Origin of the sequence: Gordonia sihwensis, from assembly GCF_029632925.1 — a bacterium.
GTDB classification, from domain to species: Bacteria; Actinomycetota; Actinomycetes; order Mycobacteriales; family Mycobacteriaceae; genus Gordonia; species Gordonia sihwensis.
The window spans coordinates 2,649,173-2,666,766 of record NZ_CP121248.1; the positions used below are offsets into that span (position 1 = coordinate 2,649,173).

6 protein-coding genes are annotated in these 17,594 nt (G+C 65.5%); all 6 read left to right on the forward strand.

What is annotated here, in order from left to right; all coding sequences use genetic code 11:
* The first annotated feature begins 2 nt into the window (after positions 1-2).
* The 6 genes from P5P27_RS12795 (at position 3) to P5P27_RS12820 (ending at position 17,526) form a co-directional block, all read left to right on the forward strand.
* A complete protein-coding gene (locus P5P27_RS12795; RefSeq protein ID WP_222111564.1) occupies positions 3-4,652 on the forward strand; it encodes a DNA methyltransferase in 4,650 nt (1,549 codons plus the stop codon).
* A complete protein-coding gene (locus P5P27_RS12800) occupies positions 4,649-6,400 on the forward strand; it encodes an AIPR family protein (RefSeq protein WP_222111563.1) in 1,752 nt (583 codons plus the stop codon). Before P5P27_RS12795 ends, P5P27_RS12800 begins: the two co-directional genes overlap by 4 nt.
* A gap of 257 nt (positions 6,401-6,657) precedes the next feature.
* The gene (locus P5P27_RS12805) at positions 6,658-7,086 is read left to right on the forward strand and encodes a hypothetical protein (RefSeq protein ID WP_278124272.1); all 429 of its coding nucleotides are present in this window, start codon (positions 6,658-6,660) and stop codon (positions 7,084-7,086) included.
* A 4-nt stretch (positions 7,087-7,090) separates the two neighbouring features.
* Positions 7,091-8,905 carry a DUF262 domain-containing protein gene (locus P5P27_RS12810; RefSeq protein ID WP_006897844.1) on the forward strand — a complete coding sequence of 605 codons (1,815 nt, stop codon included), beginning with the start codon at positions 7,091-7,093 and terminating at the stop codon, positions 8,903-8,905.
* A 12-nt stretch (positions 8,906-8,917) separates the two neighbouring features.
* Positions 8,918-15,265 (forward strand): DEAD/DEAH box helicase, encoded by a 6,348-nt coding sequence (locus P5P27_RS12815; RefSeq protein ID WP_222111561.1) that lies wholly within the window; start codon positions 8,918-8,920, stop codon positions 15,263-15,265.
* Complete coding sequence (locus tag P5P27_RS12820; RefSeq protein WP_222111560.1) at positions 15,265-17,526, forward strand: 3'-5' exonuclease; 2,262 nt, start codon at positions 15,265-15,267, stop codon at positions 17,524-17,526. Before P5P27_RS12815 ends, P5P27_RS12820 begins: the two co-directional genes overlap by 1 nt.
* Positions 17,527-17,594: the final 68 nt, after the last annotated feature.

Here is a 17,594-nt window from a genome sequence, read left to right on the forward strand (position 1 = left end):
TCGTGGCGTCTTTCGATTCCATCATCATCGGCGAGGACTGGATCAGTGAGCACTACTTCACCACCGATTCGGCGAAGGAGTCGTTCCACGGCAAGGTGCTCGAGCTGCGTAAGAGCTGGGACGCCGAGAAGAAGGAAGGGCGGGCGACGGTCCGCGACCGGCTGCTCGCCGCGACCACGGATCTGCAGACCGCACTGGCCGGGCTGGCGGAGAACCCCGACGCCGCACCCGAGGCGCACGCGCTGGTGCGGGCGGCGTTCGGCTATCCGGCGGGGCTCACGACGTTCACCGCGGAACGCGCCGGCTCTGAGCTTGAGATCCGCGACGCCCAGATCGACGGCGTCGCGAGTGTGCTCTTCCTGCAAGCGGTTCCGGTCGCCTCGATCGAGGATGTGCTCGATCCCGACGCCGGCCTGCTGATCACTCCCGCGGAGGAGGACGGCAAGCCCATCGAGTCGGTGTCGAAGGCGGTTTCGGCAGCGTTCCGTTCGGATGCGCCGCCGTCGTTTGTGGTGGTGCAGGCCGGGCAGTGGCTGCTGCTCGCCGAGGCCGAGCGCTGGGCGGAGGGCCGCTACCTGGCCGTCGACCTGCTCGTGGTGGCCGAACGGCGCCACGAGGCGAAGGGCGGCGAGATCGACCGTGTCGCCGCGATGTTCGGCACGCAGGCCCTGCTGCCCGACGCGGACGGCAACATCTGGTGGACGGATGTGCTGGAGGATTCGGTCAAGCACACCGTCGGTGTGTCGAAGGATCTGCGCGAGGGCATCCGGCTGTCCATCGAGATCATCGCCAACGAGGTGGTCAGGCGCCGTGCGGCGAAGGGGCTGCCGCTCGACGGGATCGACGGGCAGGATCTGGCGAAGCATTCGCTGCGGTTCCTGTACCGGATCTTGTTCCTGCTGTATGCGGAGGCGTCCCCCGAGATGCGGGTGCTGCCCACCGGCGCCGCCGAATACGAGGAGGGCTACGGGCTGGACCGGCTGCGGGAGCTGACCCTCACCGAACTGGTCTCCGAGCAGGCTCGCACCGGCACCCACCTCTACGAGTCGCTGGCGACTCTGTTTCGCCTCGTGGACCGCGGCCACACGCCCGCCGTCCGCGACAACGATCCCGATGATCCGGCGCCGGGTCTGGAGTTCCAGCCGTTGCGCGCGGACCTGTTCAAGCCCGAAGCCACTGCCCTGATCGACGAGGTGGGGCTGGGCAACGAGGCCACGCAGCGGGTGCTGGAGCATCTGCTGCTGTCGAAGGAATCGAAGGGCCGCAAGGGCGCCGACCGCGGTTTCATCTCCTATGCGGAGCTGGGCATCAACCAGTTGGGCGCGGTGTACGAGGGTCTGATGAGCTACACCGGGTTCTTCGCCGAGGAGGACCTGTACGAGGTCGCCAAGAACGGGAATCCGGAGAAGGGGTCGTGGGTGGTCCCGGTGGATCGCTCCGACCATCTGGACGAGAAGGACTTCGTTCGCGTGGTGGATGAGGCGACCGGCGAGGAGAAGCCGGTCCTGCACCGCAAGGGCACGTTTGTGTTCCGGCTCGCCGGCCGCGAACGCCAGCAGTCGGCGTCGTACTACACGCCGGAGGTGCTGACCAAGTTCGTCGTCTCGCAGGCACTCGAAGAACTTCTGGACCAGAACGACGAGCGGACCACGCCGGATCAGATCCTGCAGCTGACCATCTGCGAGCCGGCCCTCGGTTCGGGCGCGTTCGCGATCGAGGCGGTCCGCCAGCTGGCCGCCGAGTATCTCAAGCGCAAGCAGGAGGAGCTGGGCGAGCTGATCGACGCCGACCAGTATCCGGTGGAGTTGCAGAAGGTGAAGGCGCACATCGCGCTGCACCAGGTGTACGGCGTGGACCTCAATGCCACCGCGGTGGAGTTGGCGGAGATCTCGCTGTGGCTCGACACCATGGTCGCCGGCCTGCAGGCGCCCTGGTTCGGCCTGCATCTGCGCCGCGGCAACTCGCTGATCGGTGCGCGCCGCTCGGTGTACGCGCCCAGCCTGCTGACCAAAAAGCAGTGGCTGAAGACTCCGGCGCAGGACGTACCACTTCACTCGCCGGTAGAGCCCGGTCGAACCCCGCCGGTTGAGCTCAGTCGAAACCAGATCGGCGCCGGAATCCACCACTTCCTGCTCCCCTCGCAGGGCTGGGGCGCGGTGATCGATACCGCCGAGGCCAAGACCTACGCACCGGACAAGCGTGAGGAGTTGCGTCTGTGGCGCAACGAGATCCGCAAGTCGCCGAGCAAGGCGATCGTCAAACGACTGCAGGCGCTGGCGCAACGCGTGGAGACGCTGTGGGAGTTCACCCTGCGCCGCTTGACCATCGCCGAAGCGGAGATCCGCCGCGACATCCACCTGTGGGGTTCGGATCCGATGGAGCACACCCCGGCGGTGACGCGGGAGGAGATCGAGACGGTCCTGAGCGACCCGAACGGCGCCTACCAGCGTCTGCGCCGTGTGATGGACGCGTGGTGCGCGATCTGGTCGTGGCCGCTCACCACAGCCATCGAGCCGCCGGACTGGGATCAGTGGGTCGGCGGCCTCGAGGCCATCCTCGGCGTGCCCGTGAAGGAAACCGCCGCCGAGCGTCGCGGCCAGCTGAGTATCGGACGCGACACCAGCTGGCAGGAGCTCGGGTTCGCCGAGGACAACGATCTGCTCCTGTCCCGTGCGACGGCGGTCGGCCACGCCTACCACCAGTTCCCGTGGTTGGCAGTCGCCCAGGAGATCGCCGAGCGGCAGGGATTCTTCCATTGGGAACTCGACTTCGCGCCGGTGTTCGCGCGAGGCGGCTTCGACCTGCAGGTCGGTAACCCGCCGTGGGTCCGGCCCGACTGGGACGAGGCGGCCATACTCGCCGAGTTCGATCCGTGGTGGCAGCTGACGGACAAGCCGGCCGAGGCCATCAAACGCACCAAGCGCGCATCCACGCTGAGTAGCCCAAGCGCACTGGCCGCGTTCCTCAACGAGCGATCCGAGCAGTCCGGGCTCAAGGAAAACCTCGGATCTGGCGTCGACCGCCCCGTTCTTGCAGGCCTGCAGCCAGACCTGTATCGCTGTTTCATGGAGCGAACGTGGACATCGGCCTCAGCTGTTGGGATCGTCAGCCTTATCCACCCTGACAGCCACTTCACTGAACTCAGGGCAGATGGTCTCCGCCACGCGGCGTATCGGCGTCTCCGGCGGCATTGGCTTTTCCGAAATGAGCTGAAGCTGTTCAACGAGATTCAGCACACCAGACCGTATGCCGTCCACGTGTACGGCGTTGAGTCGGACATCTGCTTCTTGCAGGCGGCCTCGCTCTATCATCCGGATACTGTAACTCGATCCCTTCTACATGATGGATCGGGTCAGGCTCCGGGCGTGAAAGATAGCAACGGCGATTGGGATCAACGGCCCCACGCCGAACGTGTCATCAAGGTCACCGACACCCAGCTCGCAACGTGGGCCACGCTGATCGATGAACCGGGAACGCCAGTGGCCAAAGCTCGAATGCTGTATCCAGTAAACACGGCAAGCGCAAGCGTACTTGCCAAGATCGCCTACACGCCGCGCCTCGGCGATATCGATTTCGAGTGGACCGCGGGATGGCACGAATCCGCAGACCGGAGGCTCGGGTTCTTTGAGTCACAGCTCAAAACACCTGACCGCTGGGACAATGTCATTCTGCAAGGCCGCCATCTCACCGTGGCCAATCCACTATTCCAGCAACCCGACGTAACGAAAGGCCGCGAACACCTATTTGCCAGAATTGATCTTGACAGCATCGCAGCCGAATTCATCCCTCGGACCAACTACCAGGTAGCCAAGCCTTACAACGAGTACATCGCAGCCTACCCGAAGTGGCATGACGACCCCAGTACATCATCATTCCGCCTCGCCTGGCGCCGAATGGCCGACTTAACAACAGTCCGGACACTACAATCTGCGGTTGTACCACCCGGACCCTGCCATATCCACGGCGTACTCACGAGCAATATCGCCACTCATACAGACCTTGCCGTCAGCGCAGGGTTCTGGGCGTCCCTTCCCATTGACTTCTTCATCAAGGCCGCTGGTATCACGGAGTTGAACCAAGGGGCCATTCGGCGCATCCCACACATCCGTAACCACCCACTCGAAGACCACCTCATCCTGCGTATCCTCCGCCTCAACTGCCTCGTCGCCCCTTACGCGCCACTGTGGGAGGACCTGTACAACGATGCCTGGCAGGGCGATTCGTGGGTGCCCGGTGTTGGCTTCGAATATGCCGCCCGCCCGCCGCTGGGTGACATCGGCCCCAAATGGGAGTGGACAACTCCACTGCGCCGCGCTACCGACCGTCGTCAAGCCCTCGTGGAGATCGACGCGATCGTCGCGATCATGCTAGGCATAACGGCCGACGATCTTCTGACGATCTACCGCACCCAGTTCCCGGTACTTCAGAAGTACGAGCACGAAGCCCTGTACGATGCGACCGGCCGCCAGCTCCCCACAAAGCTCGCGTCCGAGTTCCGCAAGAAGGGCTCCCTCAACCCGGCCGGCCTCACCGTCGACGGCGTCACATACCTGGAGCCTTTCGCCGGAGTCAACCGCGAACGCGACATGAAGCTCGCCTACGACCACTTTCTAGCAATCTCGACTGCACATCAATCACGGAGGAACCTATGACGACGGAAGCACTTCAAGCGTTTCAGGGCCGCGACGACCTCCGCCAGTTCGAACCCAACAGCCTCCTACTCTTCGCACTTGAGTTGAGGTTTGACATCGAGGATATCGCCGCGGTAGCCGCCACTTCCATTACGGACGGTTCGCGCGACAGAAAGTGCGACTTGGTATTCATTGACGCCGAATCCAAAACGGCAATCCTCGCTCAAGGGTACTTTTCCAAAGACCACACCAAGCCTGAAGCCTCTGCAAACAAGGCCGCAGACCTCGGAATAGCGGCGACTTGGATACTTGGCAACCAGCGCCCTGATGACCTCGGTGCCAGCCTTCGCACCGCCGCAGAGGAGCTCCACGATTCTATTGAGAGCGGAGAAGTCGACTCCATCGAGCTGTGGTATTCCCACAATCTTCCAGAATCAACGAACGTATCCGACGAACTTGAGCGCGCGGCACGAACCGCGAGCGCGATTCTTGTGCAGCAATATCCTGACCAGAAAGTGGAGGTTCGCTACCTCGAAGTCGGCCGAAATACCCTCAGCGATTGGTATACGAGCAAGAAGAACCCAATACTCGTCACCGACACGATTCGGGTGCCAGCAGGAGACTGGATTACCGAATCGGGCGACGAATGGACGGCAGTGTGTACGTCGGTTCCGGCCACCTGGCTGCACAAACTATACGAAGAACACTCCGATCGCCTCTTCTCGGCAAACGTACGCGGGTATATGCCTCGAAGGAGGTCAGCCCAGAACATCAATTTCGGAATCGAGCAGACCGCAAAGGACACCCCCGGAAGATTTTGGGCCTTTAACAACGGCGTCACAGCGCTGGTCAACGGATTCGACCACAACAAGCGAAGCCGAAAGCTGCAAGTCTCCGGAATAGCAGTAGTAAACGGCGCTCAAACTACTGGCTCACTAGCGCGCGTCGACCGAGATCGACTCGGCGACGCGCGCGTGATGATCCGATTCGTGCAGTCCTCAAATCGAAACCTTATTGAAGACATCATTCGCTACAACAATTCCCAAAATCAAATCAAGCCATCCGATTTTCGTAGCGGGGACCGAGTCCAAAGCAGACTTCGAGAAGAGTTCAAGAAAATTCCGGATTCTACCTACCTCGGAGCTCGACGGGGTGGGAGCGAGGACCGAGCCAGGAAACCTTCGAACCTCATTCCATCAGACACTGCAGCACAGTCATTGGCAGCATTCCATCAGGACCCCACCACCGCATACCACGATCTGGCGAGCATCTGGAACAAGGACAGCGTTTACGTCAGATTCTTTTCAGACCACACTACCGCGGAACACATTGTTTTCTGTTACTCGTTGTGGTTGGCAGTCGCCGAGAGGAAGGCGGACCTCAATGCACTCAAAGCCGGGAATCAAACCTCAGACGACCGGGAGGCACTCGAGTACCTAAGGAGACGCGGATCACTCTATCTCCTTGTCGCCGCGATCGCTAACGCTGCCGAAGTATATCTTGGCCGTGCCGTCCCGAACGCTTTTTCGCTCTCCTTCGGGCGGTCGGTCAGTCCGGCAACAGCGGCCGATTACTGGCTGCCGCTTGTGGATACATTACTTCCCTTCGCAGCCTCTCAGCTTGGCCCCGCATTTGACGACGGCGGGGTACGGCGGCGCGAGGTTGTCAAGAGTCACGTAACGTCCTTCCGGAACATTGTAGCGTCCACCAAACGAGCAAATGCGGCAATCTTTTCTGAGTTCGCCGAAAAGGTGGTGGCCGGACCATAGGCGTGGTCACCGAACTTCATCGTCAATCTGAGAGGTTCGCGTCTCTGAAGAGCGCCTCACCGGAGAACAGCGGGACGTACTTGGTGGCCGTCAGTCAGCGACAGGAAAGACACCCAGCGGACTTTCCGCTTCCCCCAGCACGCCGCACCTATTCGACGCGGATGTCCCAAAACGCATATCAATGCCGCCCTGACCGTCCACGAGACCACCGCCAGTCGGCGGGTGACAAATGCTAACGTACCGAGGAGAAGTCGACTATGGGGGATGTCCTTCCCACCCTCCAGGCCAACCACCTGCGCGAGGGCCTGACCGACTACCTCGCGACCACGTTCGCCCTCACCGACCCCGACGCGCAGGGCGTCCTGTCGGACTTCGTTGGACACCCCGACACCGGCATGTTCAAAGACCGCTACGTGCGCCTTCGCCTGCCGTTCGCCCCGGCGGGTGGGAACTGGAGGATGCACCTGGACTGGTGGCCAACGGGATTCACCCCCTACGGCCACCAGGCCGCCGCGTTCGAACGCCTCTCCAGCACGTTCCACCAGCGTCCACAGCTGGAGCTCGTCACCGCCGGCACCGGCTCCGTCAATCGCTCCGGAAGCCCGCGACCAACGTGTCCGAACCGAGAGTTCGTGGTGTCGCGTCCTGCAAACTCACCTGAAGCACCACACGATACGGAGGCCTGAGCCAGTGAAGCCCGAAACCCACACCGTTCAACAGTTGTTCGAGCGCGACGTCCGCTACATCGTCCCGCTCTACCAGCGCCCGTACGTGTGGACTGAAGACGAGCAGCTGGCACCGCTGTGGGATGACGTGAGCGCGCTCCTCGCGCACCAGGAGTCCGGCGACGCGTCTTTCCCCACCCACTTCCTCGGTGCGATCGTCCTCGACCAGGAACCGACGGCACCGGGAAAGATCCCGCAGTACACGGTGATCGACGGACAGCAGCGACTGACCACCATGCAGCTGCTCATCGCTGCCACGGCCAATGCGATGAGCAATGCCGGTGCCGACGACGACGCCGCCCTCCTGCGTGACCTGATCTCCAACAACGAGCGCAAGTCCAAGGGGATCGAACGCTTCAAGGTCTGGCCGACCAACGCCAATCGCGACTCGTTCGCCGCGGTCATGGCGCCAGCGGGCCCCACCGACGACCGCGAGGACGATCCGAACAATCGGATCGACGAGGCGTACGACTACTTCGTCAACCGGGTTGCCGAGTACCTGGCCGGCGCTGACGACGACACTCCGTCCGAGGACGGCGCGCTGTTCGACCGCGCAGAACGTCTTCGGATCACCTTAAGCGACCTCCTCAAGGTCGTCTCGATCACGTTGGAGCCCAACGACAACGCCCAGGTCATCTTCGAGACACTCAATGCTCGCGGCACGCCGCTCCTCGCCCTCGACCTGGTGAAGAACGCCGTCTTCCGGGAGGCGTCGCGTCAACACCGCGACACCGACGACCTGTACGACAACCTGTGGAAGCCCGCCCTGGAGGACGACTACTGGCGTGCCGTTCGCCGGCAGGGGCGTTTGAACCGCCCTGTCGGAGAACACTTCCTGATGCACTGGCTCGCGATGAAGCTCGAACGCGTCATCCCCGCCACCGAACTCTTCGCAACGTTCCGGCAGAGCATCTTGCAACCCGGCATCGACGCCGAGGCACTGCTCCGTGAGCTCTGCAAAGACGCCGCCGTCATGCGGTCCTTCGACGACTTCCAAACAGGAACCGTCGAAGGCGACTTCATCGCGCGACTCGAACCGCTGGGAGCAGGAACTGCGTTACCCGTGGTCCTGCTCCTGTTTCGCACCCCCGAGATCACCCTGAATGTTCGTCGACGTGCGCTCCGCATCCTGGAGTCCTTCCTCGCGCGGCGGGCACTCATGCGGTTGACCACCCAGAACTACAACCGCATCGTGCCCCGGATGATCGCGGCCATCAAGGCGGACCCGGCCCACGCCGACACCGCACTCCTCGCCGTCCTCGCAGCAGGCGAGGGATACGCGACCCGCTGGCCCGGTGACGGCGAGTTCTCCACCTTTCTGCGAACCCGCGACGTCTACGACTACATCAGCCGCAAGCGTCTGATCATGGCGTTCTCCGCAGTCGAATCGAGCCTGGACTCGCGCAAGACCGATGTCGTGGCACAGGTTTCGGACCTCTCCCTCGAACACCTGATGCCCCAGCAGTGGGACCAGCATTGGCCGGTCGACGCGGATACGAGCAGCGCGGACCACGAGGCGATCACCACGGCCCGAGACGCCCGCGTCCACCGGCTCGGGAACCTCACGATCGTCGCCGGATCACTGAACTCGGCCATGTCGAACGCTCCCTGGGCCACCAAGCGTGCTGCCCTGAACCGGCACAGCCGGCTGCTGCTCAACGCCTGGCTGGCCGAGCAGGAAAGCTGGGACACCGCAGCGATCGACGACCGCGGACAGTGGCTGGTCGACAGGCTCACCGATATCTGGCCCGGCCCCGACTCCGCGACCTGGCACAACTGAGAAGGACGTACTGTGGGCGCACTACTCCCCACCCTCCAGGCCAACCACCTGCGCGAGGGCCTGACCGACTACCTCGCGACGACGTTCGCGCTCACCGATCCCGACGCGCAGGGTGCCCTGTCGGACTTCGTCGGGCATCCCGACACCGGCATGTTCAAGGGCCCCTACGTGCGTCTTCGCCTGCCGTTCGCGCCGGCGGGCGGGAATTGGGGTAGGCACCTGGACTGGTGGCCGGCGGGGTTCGTCCCCTACGGCCACCAGGCCGCGGCGTTCGAGCGGCTGTCCACCAAGTTCCACACCCGGCCGCAACCGACGCTGGTCACCACCGGTACCGGCTCGGGTAAGACCGAAGCGTTCCTCTACCCGATCCTCGACCACGTTCTGCGCGCCAAAGCCGCGGGCGTCATCGGGATGAAGGCCCTCATCCTTTACCCGATGAATGCCCTGGCCAACGACCAGGCAGAGCGCCTGGCCGGCCTCATCGCCGAGCACCCGGAACTGTCCGGGGTCTCCGCCGGCCTCTACACCGGTGAACAGTCCAGCGGTGGCCGCACCACGGTGTCCGGCGAAGGGCTGATCACCGACCGCGCGCTGATGCATTCGGCGCCCCCGGACATCCTGCTCACCAACTACAAGATGCTCGACCATCTGCTGCTGCACCCCGACCGCTCCGACATCTGGCGGCTCTCGGCCGACTCGCTGCAGTACGTGGTGCTCGACGAGTTCCACACCTACGACGGTGCCCAGGGCACCGACGTCGCCATGCTCCTGCGGCGCCTGGGCCTCACCCTCAAGGCCCACTGGACCGACGCCTCCCCCGTCACCGACGCCGACCGCGCCCGCCCCCTCGGCCGCATCACCCCCGTCGCCACGTCCGCCACCCTCGGCTCCAAGGCCGACCCCGCCGCCATGCTGAGCTTCGCGCACACCGTCTTCGGGGAACGGTTCGACGCCGACGCCGTCATCGGCGAGACCCGCCTCACCGCCACCGAATGGCTCGCCGACCACGACACCTCGCTCGGCAAGCTCTACCGGCCCCGCACCCCGGCCATCGCCGAAGCCGCACAGCGCCTCGACCGATTCGCCGCCGATTCGCCCAGCAATGCCACCCTGACCACGGCGGTGCTCTCCGAACTGTTCGAGCACACCGAACCCAGCGGCGCCGCCGGCGAATCCGACACCGACCGCCGCCTGGCCCCCACCGACCTTCGCCACCTCGAACCCGCCGATCAACTGCATCTGCTCAAGGCACACCCGCTACTGACCGAGCTTCTGGAACACGCCACCGATGCGGTTTCCCTCGCAGACCTCGCCGAGGCCCTGTTCGGCGCCCCCGCCTCCGGCCCCGACACCCGCCGTGCCGCGCAGCAACGCTTCCTCGACTATCTGTTCGCAGCGCTCTCCCATCTGCGCGCCGAGATCGGCCGCAACGCATTGAATGTCGATGTGCACCTGTGGATTCGGGAGCTCTCCCGCATCGACCGCGCCGTGGCCACCAACACCACCTACCGCTGGTCCGACGACGGCGTCGGTGACGACGGCGACGTGATGCACTTGCCGGCGCTGTACTGCCGGCATTGCGGCCGCTCCGGATGGGGCGCCCGCCTGGCCCCCACCGGCCACACCCTCGACGTCACCGACGAATCCATCCGCGCCGACCACGCCGCCGGCGCGTCCCGATTCCGCGCCCTGATCTCGGCCCCCGCCGAAGCGCTCCTCGCCGCCACCTGCGGCGACCAGAAGGTGGAGGGCCTGCGCTGGTTCCGCGTCGATCACCGCGACATCTCCGACGTGGCGCCCGACCCGGACAGCGCCGAACAGCTGGAGGGCAAAGTGCTTCCGGTGCTCGTTCTCACCGGCGAGGACGTGGAAGAAGACTCCAAGAAGGACACGTGCCCGGCGTGCGGCGCCGCCGACGGGGTCCGGTTCCTCGGCAGCGCCGTCGCCACCCAGCTCTCGGTGACCCTGTCGAACCTCTTCGGCGACGCCCGCCTCGACGCCGACGAGAAGAAGGCGTTGATGTTCACCGACAGCGTGCAGGACGCCGCGCACCGCGCCGGCTTTGTGCAGGCCCGCTCGCACACCCTCAGCCTGCGCTCCACCCTGCGCAGCGCCATCGGCGACGCGGCACTGACGCTGCCGGAACTGTGCGATGCCGTCATCGCCCGCGCCGGCGACGTCCCGGCCCGGCGCTACCACCTGCTCGCCCCGGACATCGTCGACCGCGACGAGTTCACCCCGTTCTGGCAATCCGATGCGACCACCGCCGCCCGGAAAAAGGCCACCGCCAAGGTCCTGCGCCGCGTCCAGTTCGACATCGACCTGGAGTTCGGGCTGCAGTCCCGCCTCGGCCGCACCCTCGAACTCACCGGCAGCACCGTCGCCGAGGTGGACCTCGGCGCACCGGAACGGACCGTCCGGCTCGGTCGCGCCGCCCTCAACGCCACCGAACACCAGCTGTCGCTCGCGCCACCAGACACCGCGGCCATCGCCCGCTGGGTCCGCGGCACCGTCGAGCGCGTCCGCACCCGCGGCGCCATCCGCCATCCGTGGCTGCGCAAATACGTGGAGAAAGACGCCAACCGCCGCTGGATCTGGGGTGCGCGGCCCAAAGGCGAGGGCATGCCGGCCTTCCCCAAAGGCCGCCCCGCACCCGCCTTCCCCGCCATCGGATCACGCTCGGTCCCCGAAGGATTCGACGCGGTCACCGCCCCGTCGTCTTGGTACGCCCGGTGGGCGTCGCAGTGCCTCAACGTCTCCCCCGTCGACGGTGGCTTTCTGGCGAAGTCGCTGTTCGGGGTGCTCGCCGAGCAGCGGGTGTTGGCCGCCGACCTCACCGAGGCCGGGCTCACGGCCTACGGTCTGCCCGCCGCCGCGGTCGTGGTGTCCGCGCCCACCGACGACGACCTCGCGTCCGGCCGGCACCTGTTGGTGTGCAACGTGTGTCAGACCCCCACCCCCGGCTCGGCGACCGTCGTCGACGAACTCGACGGCGCCCCATGCCTTCTGGTCCGCTGCCCCGGGACCTTGGCCCGCGCCCGGAAGGCGCAGAACTTCTACCGTCGCCTCTACGACAGCGCGGAGATGAAGCGCGTCGTCGCCCGCGAGCACACCTCGTTGCTGCCACCCGGCGTCCGGCTCAAGTACGAGGCGGACTTCAAGCGCGGCGGCGCCGACCCGCAGGCACCCAACGTCCTCGTGGCCACCCCCACCCTGGAGATGGGCATCGACATCGGCGACCTGTCCACCGTGATGCTCGGGTCACTGCCCCGCACCGTGTCGTCGTACCTGCAGCGCGTCGGCCGCGCCGGACGTCTGACCGGCAATTCGCTGGTACTCGCCTTTGTCCGCGGACGCGGGGAACACCTGCCCAAGCTGTACGACCCCACGTCCGTGATCCAGGGCGACGTCCGCCCGCCCGCAACGTTCCTCACCGCCGAGGAGATCCTGCGGCGCCAGTACATCGCGCACGTGCTCGACGCGCTCGCCCGCGACCCCAACACCGTCGCGCCCCGCGGCGCCCGCGCCGTGCTGGGCGGCTTCGATCCGGGCAGCTGGATGGCCGGCCTCCTCGAGGCGGTCGACGCCGACGCCGACGCCCGCGTCGACGGCTTCCTGTCGCAATTCGACGGCGTCCTCGACCACGCCACGCGCGACTCGTTGCGTTCCTGGGCCACCGCCGGCCCCGGCGACGGCCCGAGCGGACTGGTCACCGAACTGCAAGAAGCCGTGCATCGCTGGAACCGGGACCTCACCGAACTGACCGAACGCCGGGCCGCCGTCGAGGCGGAGATGCCCGAGTTCGAGCGGCGCGCGTCGTCGCCGGCCGCCACCGACGACGATCTGCGCGACCTGCGAACCGCCAAGGGTTCGCTCCGGCTGCTCGGCGGGCAGATCCACGACCTCACCGACGACTACTGGATCAGCGTCCTCGAACGCTACGGCGTACTGCCCAACTACACGCTGCTCGACGACTCGGTGACCCTCGACGTGGGCGTCACCTGGATCGATCCCGACACCAACCAGTACATGGGCGAGGCCACCAGCTACCAGCGCGGCTCACGTATCGCGCTCACCGAACTCGCTCCCGGTGCCACCTTCTACGCGCAGGGCCTGGCCGCGCAGATCGACGCCGTCGACCTCGGGGCCGGCGAATCCAACATCCACACCTGGCGACTGTGCCCGCAGTGCGGGTGGGCCGGCATCACCCTGGCCGGCGAACAACCGCCGACGGTGACGGCGTGCCCGCGGTGCGGGACCGGCGCCATCGCCGACGTCAGCCAGCAGCTGCAGGTGGTCGAGATGGCGCGGGTGTCCGCCGAGGTGCGCCGCGACGAGGCGTCGATCAACGATTCGCGCGACGAACGCCACCGGGAGGCGTTCACCGTGGTCACCGCCGCCGACATCGACCCCGTCAACGTCGGCCGGTCCTGGTTTGTGGGCGACCTCGAGTTCGGTGCGGAATACCTGCGCCGGCTGGACGTGCGGTGGCTAAACATGGGCCGGCGCACCTCGCAGGGCGGCACCCGCACCATCGCCGGGCAGGAAACCACCACCGGCCTGTTCCGGGTGTGCTCGTCGTGCGGCCAACTCGACAAGGCCGCCGGCCGCAACAGCCGGTATGAGCATCGCAGCTGGTGCCGGCACCGGAACGCGGCCACCGAGCACGTCCGGGAGATCGCCCTCGCCCGCACCCTGCGCACCCAGGGTGTGCTGCTGCACCTACCGCGTTCGCTCGAATACGACCCGTTCGCCCACCCCAGCCTGAGCGCCGCGATCCTGCTCGGCCTGCGGCAGGTGATCGGGGGTTCCCCCGAACACCTCGACGTGGCCACCATCTCCGACGCGCTCCGCGCGCCCAGCCAGCACGCGTTGCTGATCCACGACACCGTCCCCGGCGGCACCGGTTATCTCGCTGAGTTCGCCGATCCGGCGAAGGTGTGGGCGGTGCTCAACGCCGCCCGCACGGTGGTGCACCACTGCGACTGCGCCGAACACGACCGACTCGCCTGCCACAAATGTCTACTCCCGTTTGCCCCGCCCCATGAACTCGACAAGGTGTCGCGCACAACCGCGCTGCGCGTGCTCGACCAGCTCCTCGGCGTCGACGGGGAGACGGCGCCGGATGCCGACTCGTGGCTCAAGGCGGTGACCGCCGAATCGCCCGGGACCCGGACCGGCAGCGACGAATCGCCGCTGGAACACGAGTTCTACGTCGCCTTCGTCGAGCGGCTGCGGACCATGGGCGCCACCGTGAAAGAGTCGCCCGGCACGTACGGACCGTCGGCGACCATCGTGCTGCCCGGCACCAAGATCCGCACCTGGAAACTCACCCCGCAGGTGCACATGGCCAACTCCAAGCCCGACTTCGAGCTGGCGACCAACGATCCCGACGTTCCGCGGATCGCGATCTTTGCCGATGGCCGCAAATACCATGCCACGCGCGACTGCAACCGGGTCGCCGACGACGCCGCCAAACGCGCCGTCCTCCGCGACAGCGGACACCTGGTCTGGTCATTCGGTCACGACGACCTGCAGCGGTTCAAAAGCAACGAGCCGGTGTCGCCGCCGTGGCTCACCGACCGGGGCGCGTCGAACGCGATCACGGCCGGAACGCTCCGCCCGGCGATCGTCAAACACCTCACGGCCGACCCCATCACCACGCTGATCGCCTTCATTTCCGACCCCGAGCACCACGTGTGGGAGGCCGTCGGCGACTGGCTGCCGATGGCGCTGCTGCGCACCGACAACCGCACCAAAGGCGACGCCGACACCCTCACCGCGAACGCCAACGCGCTCCTCGACGGTGACCCCGGATCGTTCGGTGCCGGAGCCGACATGTGCTGGTTCCACGTCGACGGGCCGCTCGCGGTGACGGCCGCCATGCGTCAGGGGACTCGCACCATCCATGCCGTTCTCGCCATCGACGACCGCGACGACCAACTCGAAGTCCTCGACGGGCGGGCCTGGAAGGAGTGGCTGCGGCTCTCCAACTGGCTCGGGCTCAGCCGCAACCACCTCATCACCACGCGCAGTCTCATCGAGGCCGGCGCCGGCGGTCCTATTGCGAAACCAGACGTCGAGCTCACGACTCAGTGGCAGGCGGTGTACGACTCCACGGTGTCCCAAGCCGAGAAGGATTTCGTCATTGCGCTCGCCGACGCCAACCTGCCCGTGCCGACCGTTGGCTACGAGACCGACGACGGTGACGTTCTCGACTTCGCATGGAGCGAACGCAAACTCGGCGTGGTCCTGGAGCCTGACGACGACATCGACCATACGATGTCGGAGGCAGGGTGGGCACTCTGTCCGCCGAACGTCGACCAAATCGCAGCAGCCCTCAAGAACGGAGCCCACTAGTGGCGAACCTCGTCCTCGCATCCAACAGCAAGTCGATGCCGAAGCTCGACGGGTCCATTCGCAACAAAGTGTGGGCGTTCATCGAAAAGCTCGGTACGGACCACACAGCCCCCGGCCTTCATATCGAGCCGCTGAAAGGCGCAGTCGACAAACGCGTCCGCACCGGCCGAGTCGATCTTCAATACCGTGCGATCTTGTTCAAGATCGACGACAAGCTTGGTGACGACCCCACCTTCATTTACATGGGAACGTGGCCGCACGACGATGCCAACAAGCTCGCCGAACGTTCCTATCTACAGGTGAACCCCATCAACGGGGTCCTCGAAGCAGTAGTCGGCGAACTCGACGGCGACGATGACCGTAAGAAACGCGTAGTCGTCCCGGACCACGATGGCGGCCTCGATCGAGCTTTCACCACCAGTCCGACGCCTGCCGGCTATCTTGCCGAACTCGGTTTCACACTCGAGGATTTCACGGACAAGCTCGGCATCGACCCACAGATCGCCGCCGACGCACTCGCGGCAGCCGACGAGGACGCCCTGATGGACGTCATCGCTCCAGCGGTGACGTGGCAGGCCGATGCCCTGCTCGAACTGGCGACCGGCATCAGCATCGACGACCTACGTGCGAAGTACGCGCTCGCCGACGCACCGGCCGATGACGGCCTGGATGAGGACGGCAAGATCCTCAAGGCGCTCGACCAACCTGCATCGAAGATGCAGTTCCGGCTCATCGAAGACAACGAGGAGCTCCGCCAGGCGATCGAAAACGACGACTTCGCCGCCTGGCGAGTATTCCTGCACCCAGAGCAGCGCAAGTACGCCGAAAGGAAGACCTACAACGGCGCCTTCCGGCTCTCTGGAGGAGCGGGGACAGGCAAGACGGTCGTCGCCGTCCATCGCGCCCGCAATCTGGCACGCGAGAATCCCGACGCGCGGATCATCCTCACCACCTATAACAAGACGCTGGCACAGTCGCTGCACGCCGACTTGCTAGTTCTCGATTCGAAGGTGCGTATCGCCGCACGGCCCGGCGATCCCGGCGTGTATGTCGGGGGCATCGACGCTCTCGGCTACGCGGTGCTAAGGCAGGCTGACAATCTTGCCGAAGCCGCGCGGTCGGTCCTCGGCTACGCGAGCATCGATTCGATCAGCTCACGGACCAACGCCTCACTGTGGCGTGAGCTGGTCACCGAGCTCTCGTCTGGCCTCGACACGAAACTGGCGACACCGGCTTTCTTGGAGAATGAGTACATCGCCGTCGTGCTCGCAAACCGCGTGACGACTCTCGAGCAATACGTCAAGGTGGCGCGCGCCGGTCGCGGCGTGCGGCTCAGCAGGCCGCAGCGAATCGCCGTCTGGAAGCTGGTGGAGGCTTACCGACGGCAAGCTCGAATGGACGGAACACTAAGCTACGCAGAAGTTCTCGCACTAGCGGCAGAGTCGCTGCGCTTGCGAACGGAGGCCGGCGCCGGCTATTTGGCCGATCACATCGTCGTCGACGAGGCGCAGGATCTACACGCGACGCACTGGGCGCTCTTGCGCGATCTGGTCGCCGAAGGACCCAACGATCTCTTCATCGCCGAGGACTCGCACCAGCGCATTTACGGCCAGCCTGTAGTGTTGGGCCGCCTCGGCATCAAGATTGTTGGCCGGTCGAAGCGTTTGACACTGAATTACCGGACGACGGCCGAGAATCTGCACTTCGCCGTGAGTATCCTCAGCGGCGCCGAATATCACGATCTCGAGCAAGGTGAGGAGTCGACAGCGGGCTACCGGTCGGCGCGTCGCGGCCCCGCCCCGCGACTAGTCGAATGCTCTTCGATGGCTGACGAACTCGACAAGGTGGCCGCGCAAGTGAGGGGGTGGGTCGCCGACGGCGTCGATCCGTCGTCCGTCGCGGTGCTTACCCGGTCGGAAGCCGCGCGCGATCAGTTCGTCCGCGCTCTTGGCGAACGGGGTGTTCCGGCGCGGGCACTCGAGAACAAGTCGATCAGCAGCGAGCACGTGCGTGTGCTGACAATGCACCGTTCGAAGGGTATGGAGTTCTCTCGCGTCGTCCTCGCCGGAATCGACGACGCGCACGTTCCGTCAGCCGCGACGCTCAAGTCGGTACCCGACGAAGAGCGAGCCGAAGCTCTTCTGCGCGAGCGATCGTTGCTGTACGTCGCCGCGAGCCGTGCACGCGATGAGCTCGTGGTGACGTGGAGTGGGGCACGATCAGGTCTGCTGGGGTCCGCAACCACGCACTCGAAAGCTTGAACCTCAGCACGCGCCTGCGGTCACATATTCAGCAAGTCCGTCTGTGCCTCGGTTTTGGTTGACGCCTG

Bases quoted from the DNA above. Each gene is read 5' to 3' on its own strand.
- P5P27_RS12800 (WP_222111563.1), top strand. From the start codon at position 4,649: ATGACGACGGAAGCACTTCAAGCGTTTCAGGGCCGCGACGACCTCCGC.
- P5P27_RS12805 (WP_278124272.1), top strand. From the start codon at position 6,658: ATGGGGGATGTCCTTCCCACCCTCCAGGCCAACCACCTGCGCGAGGGC.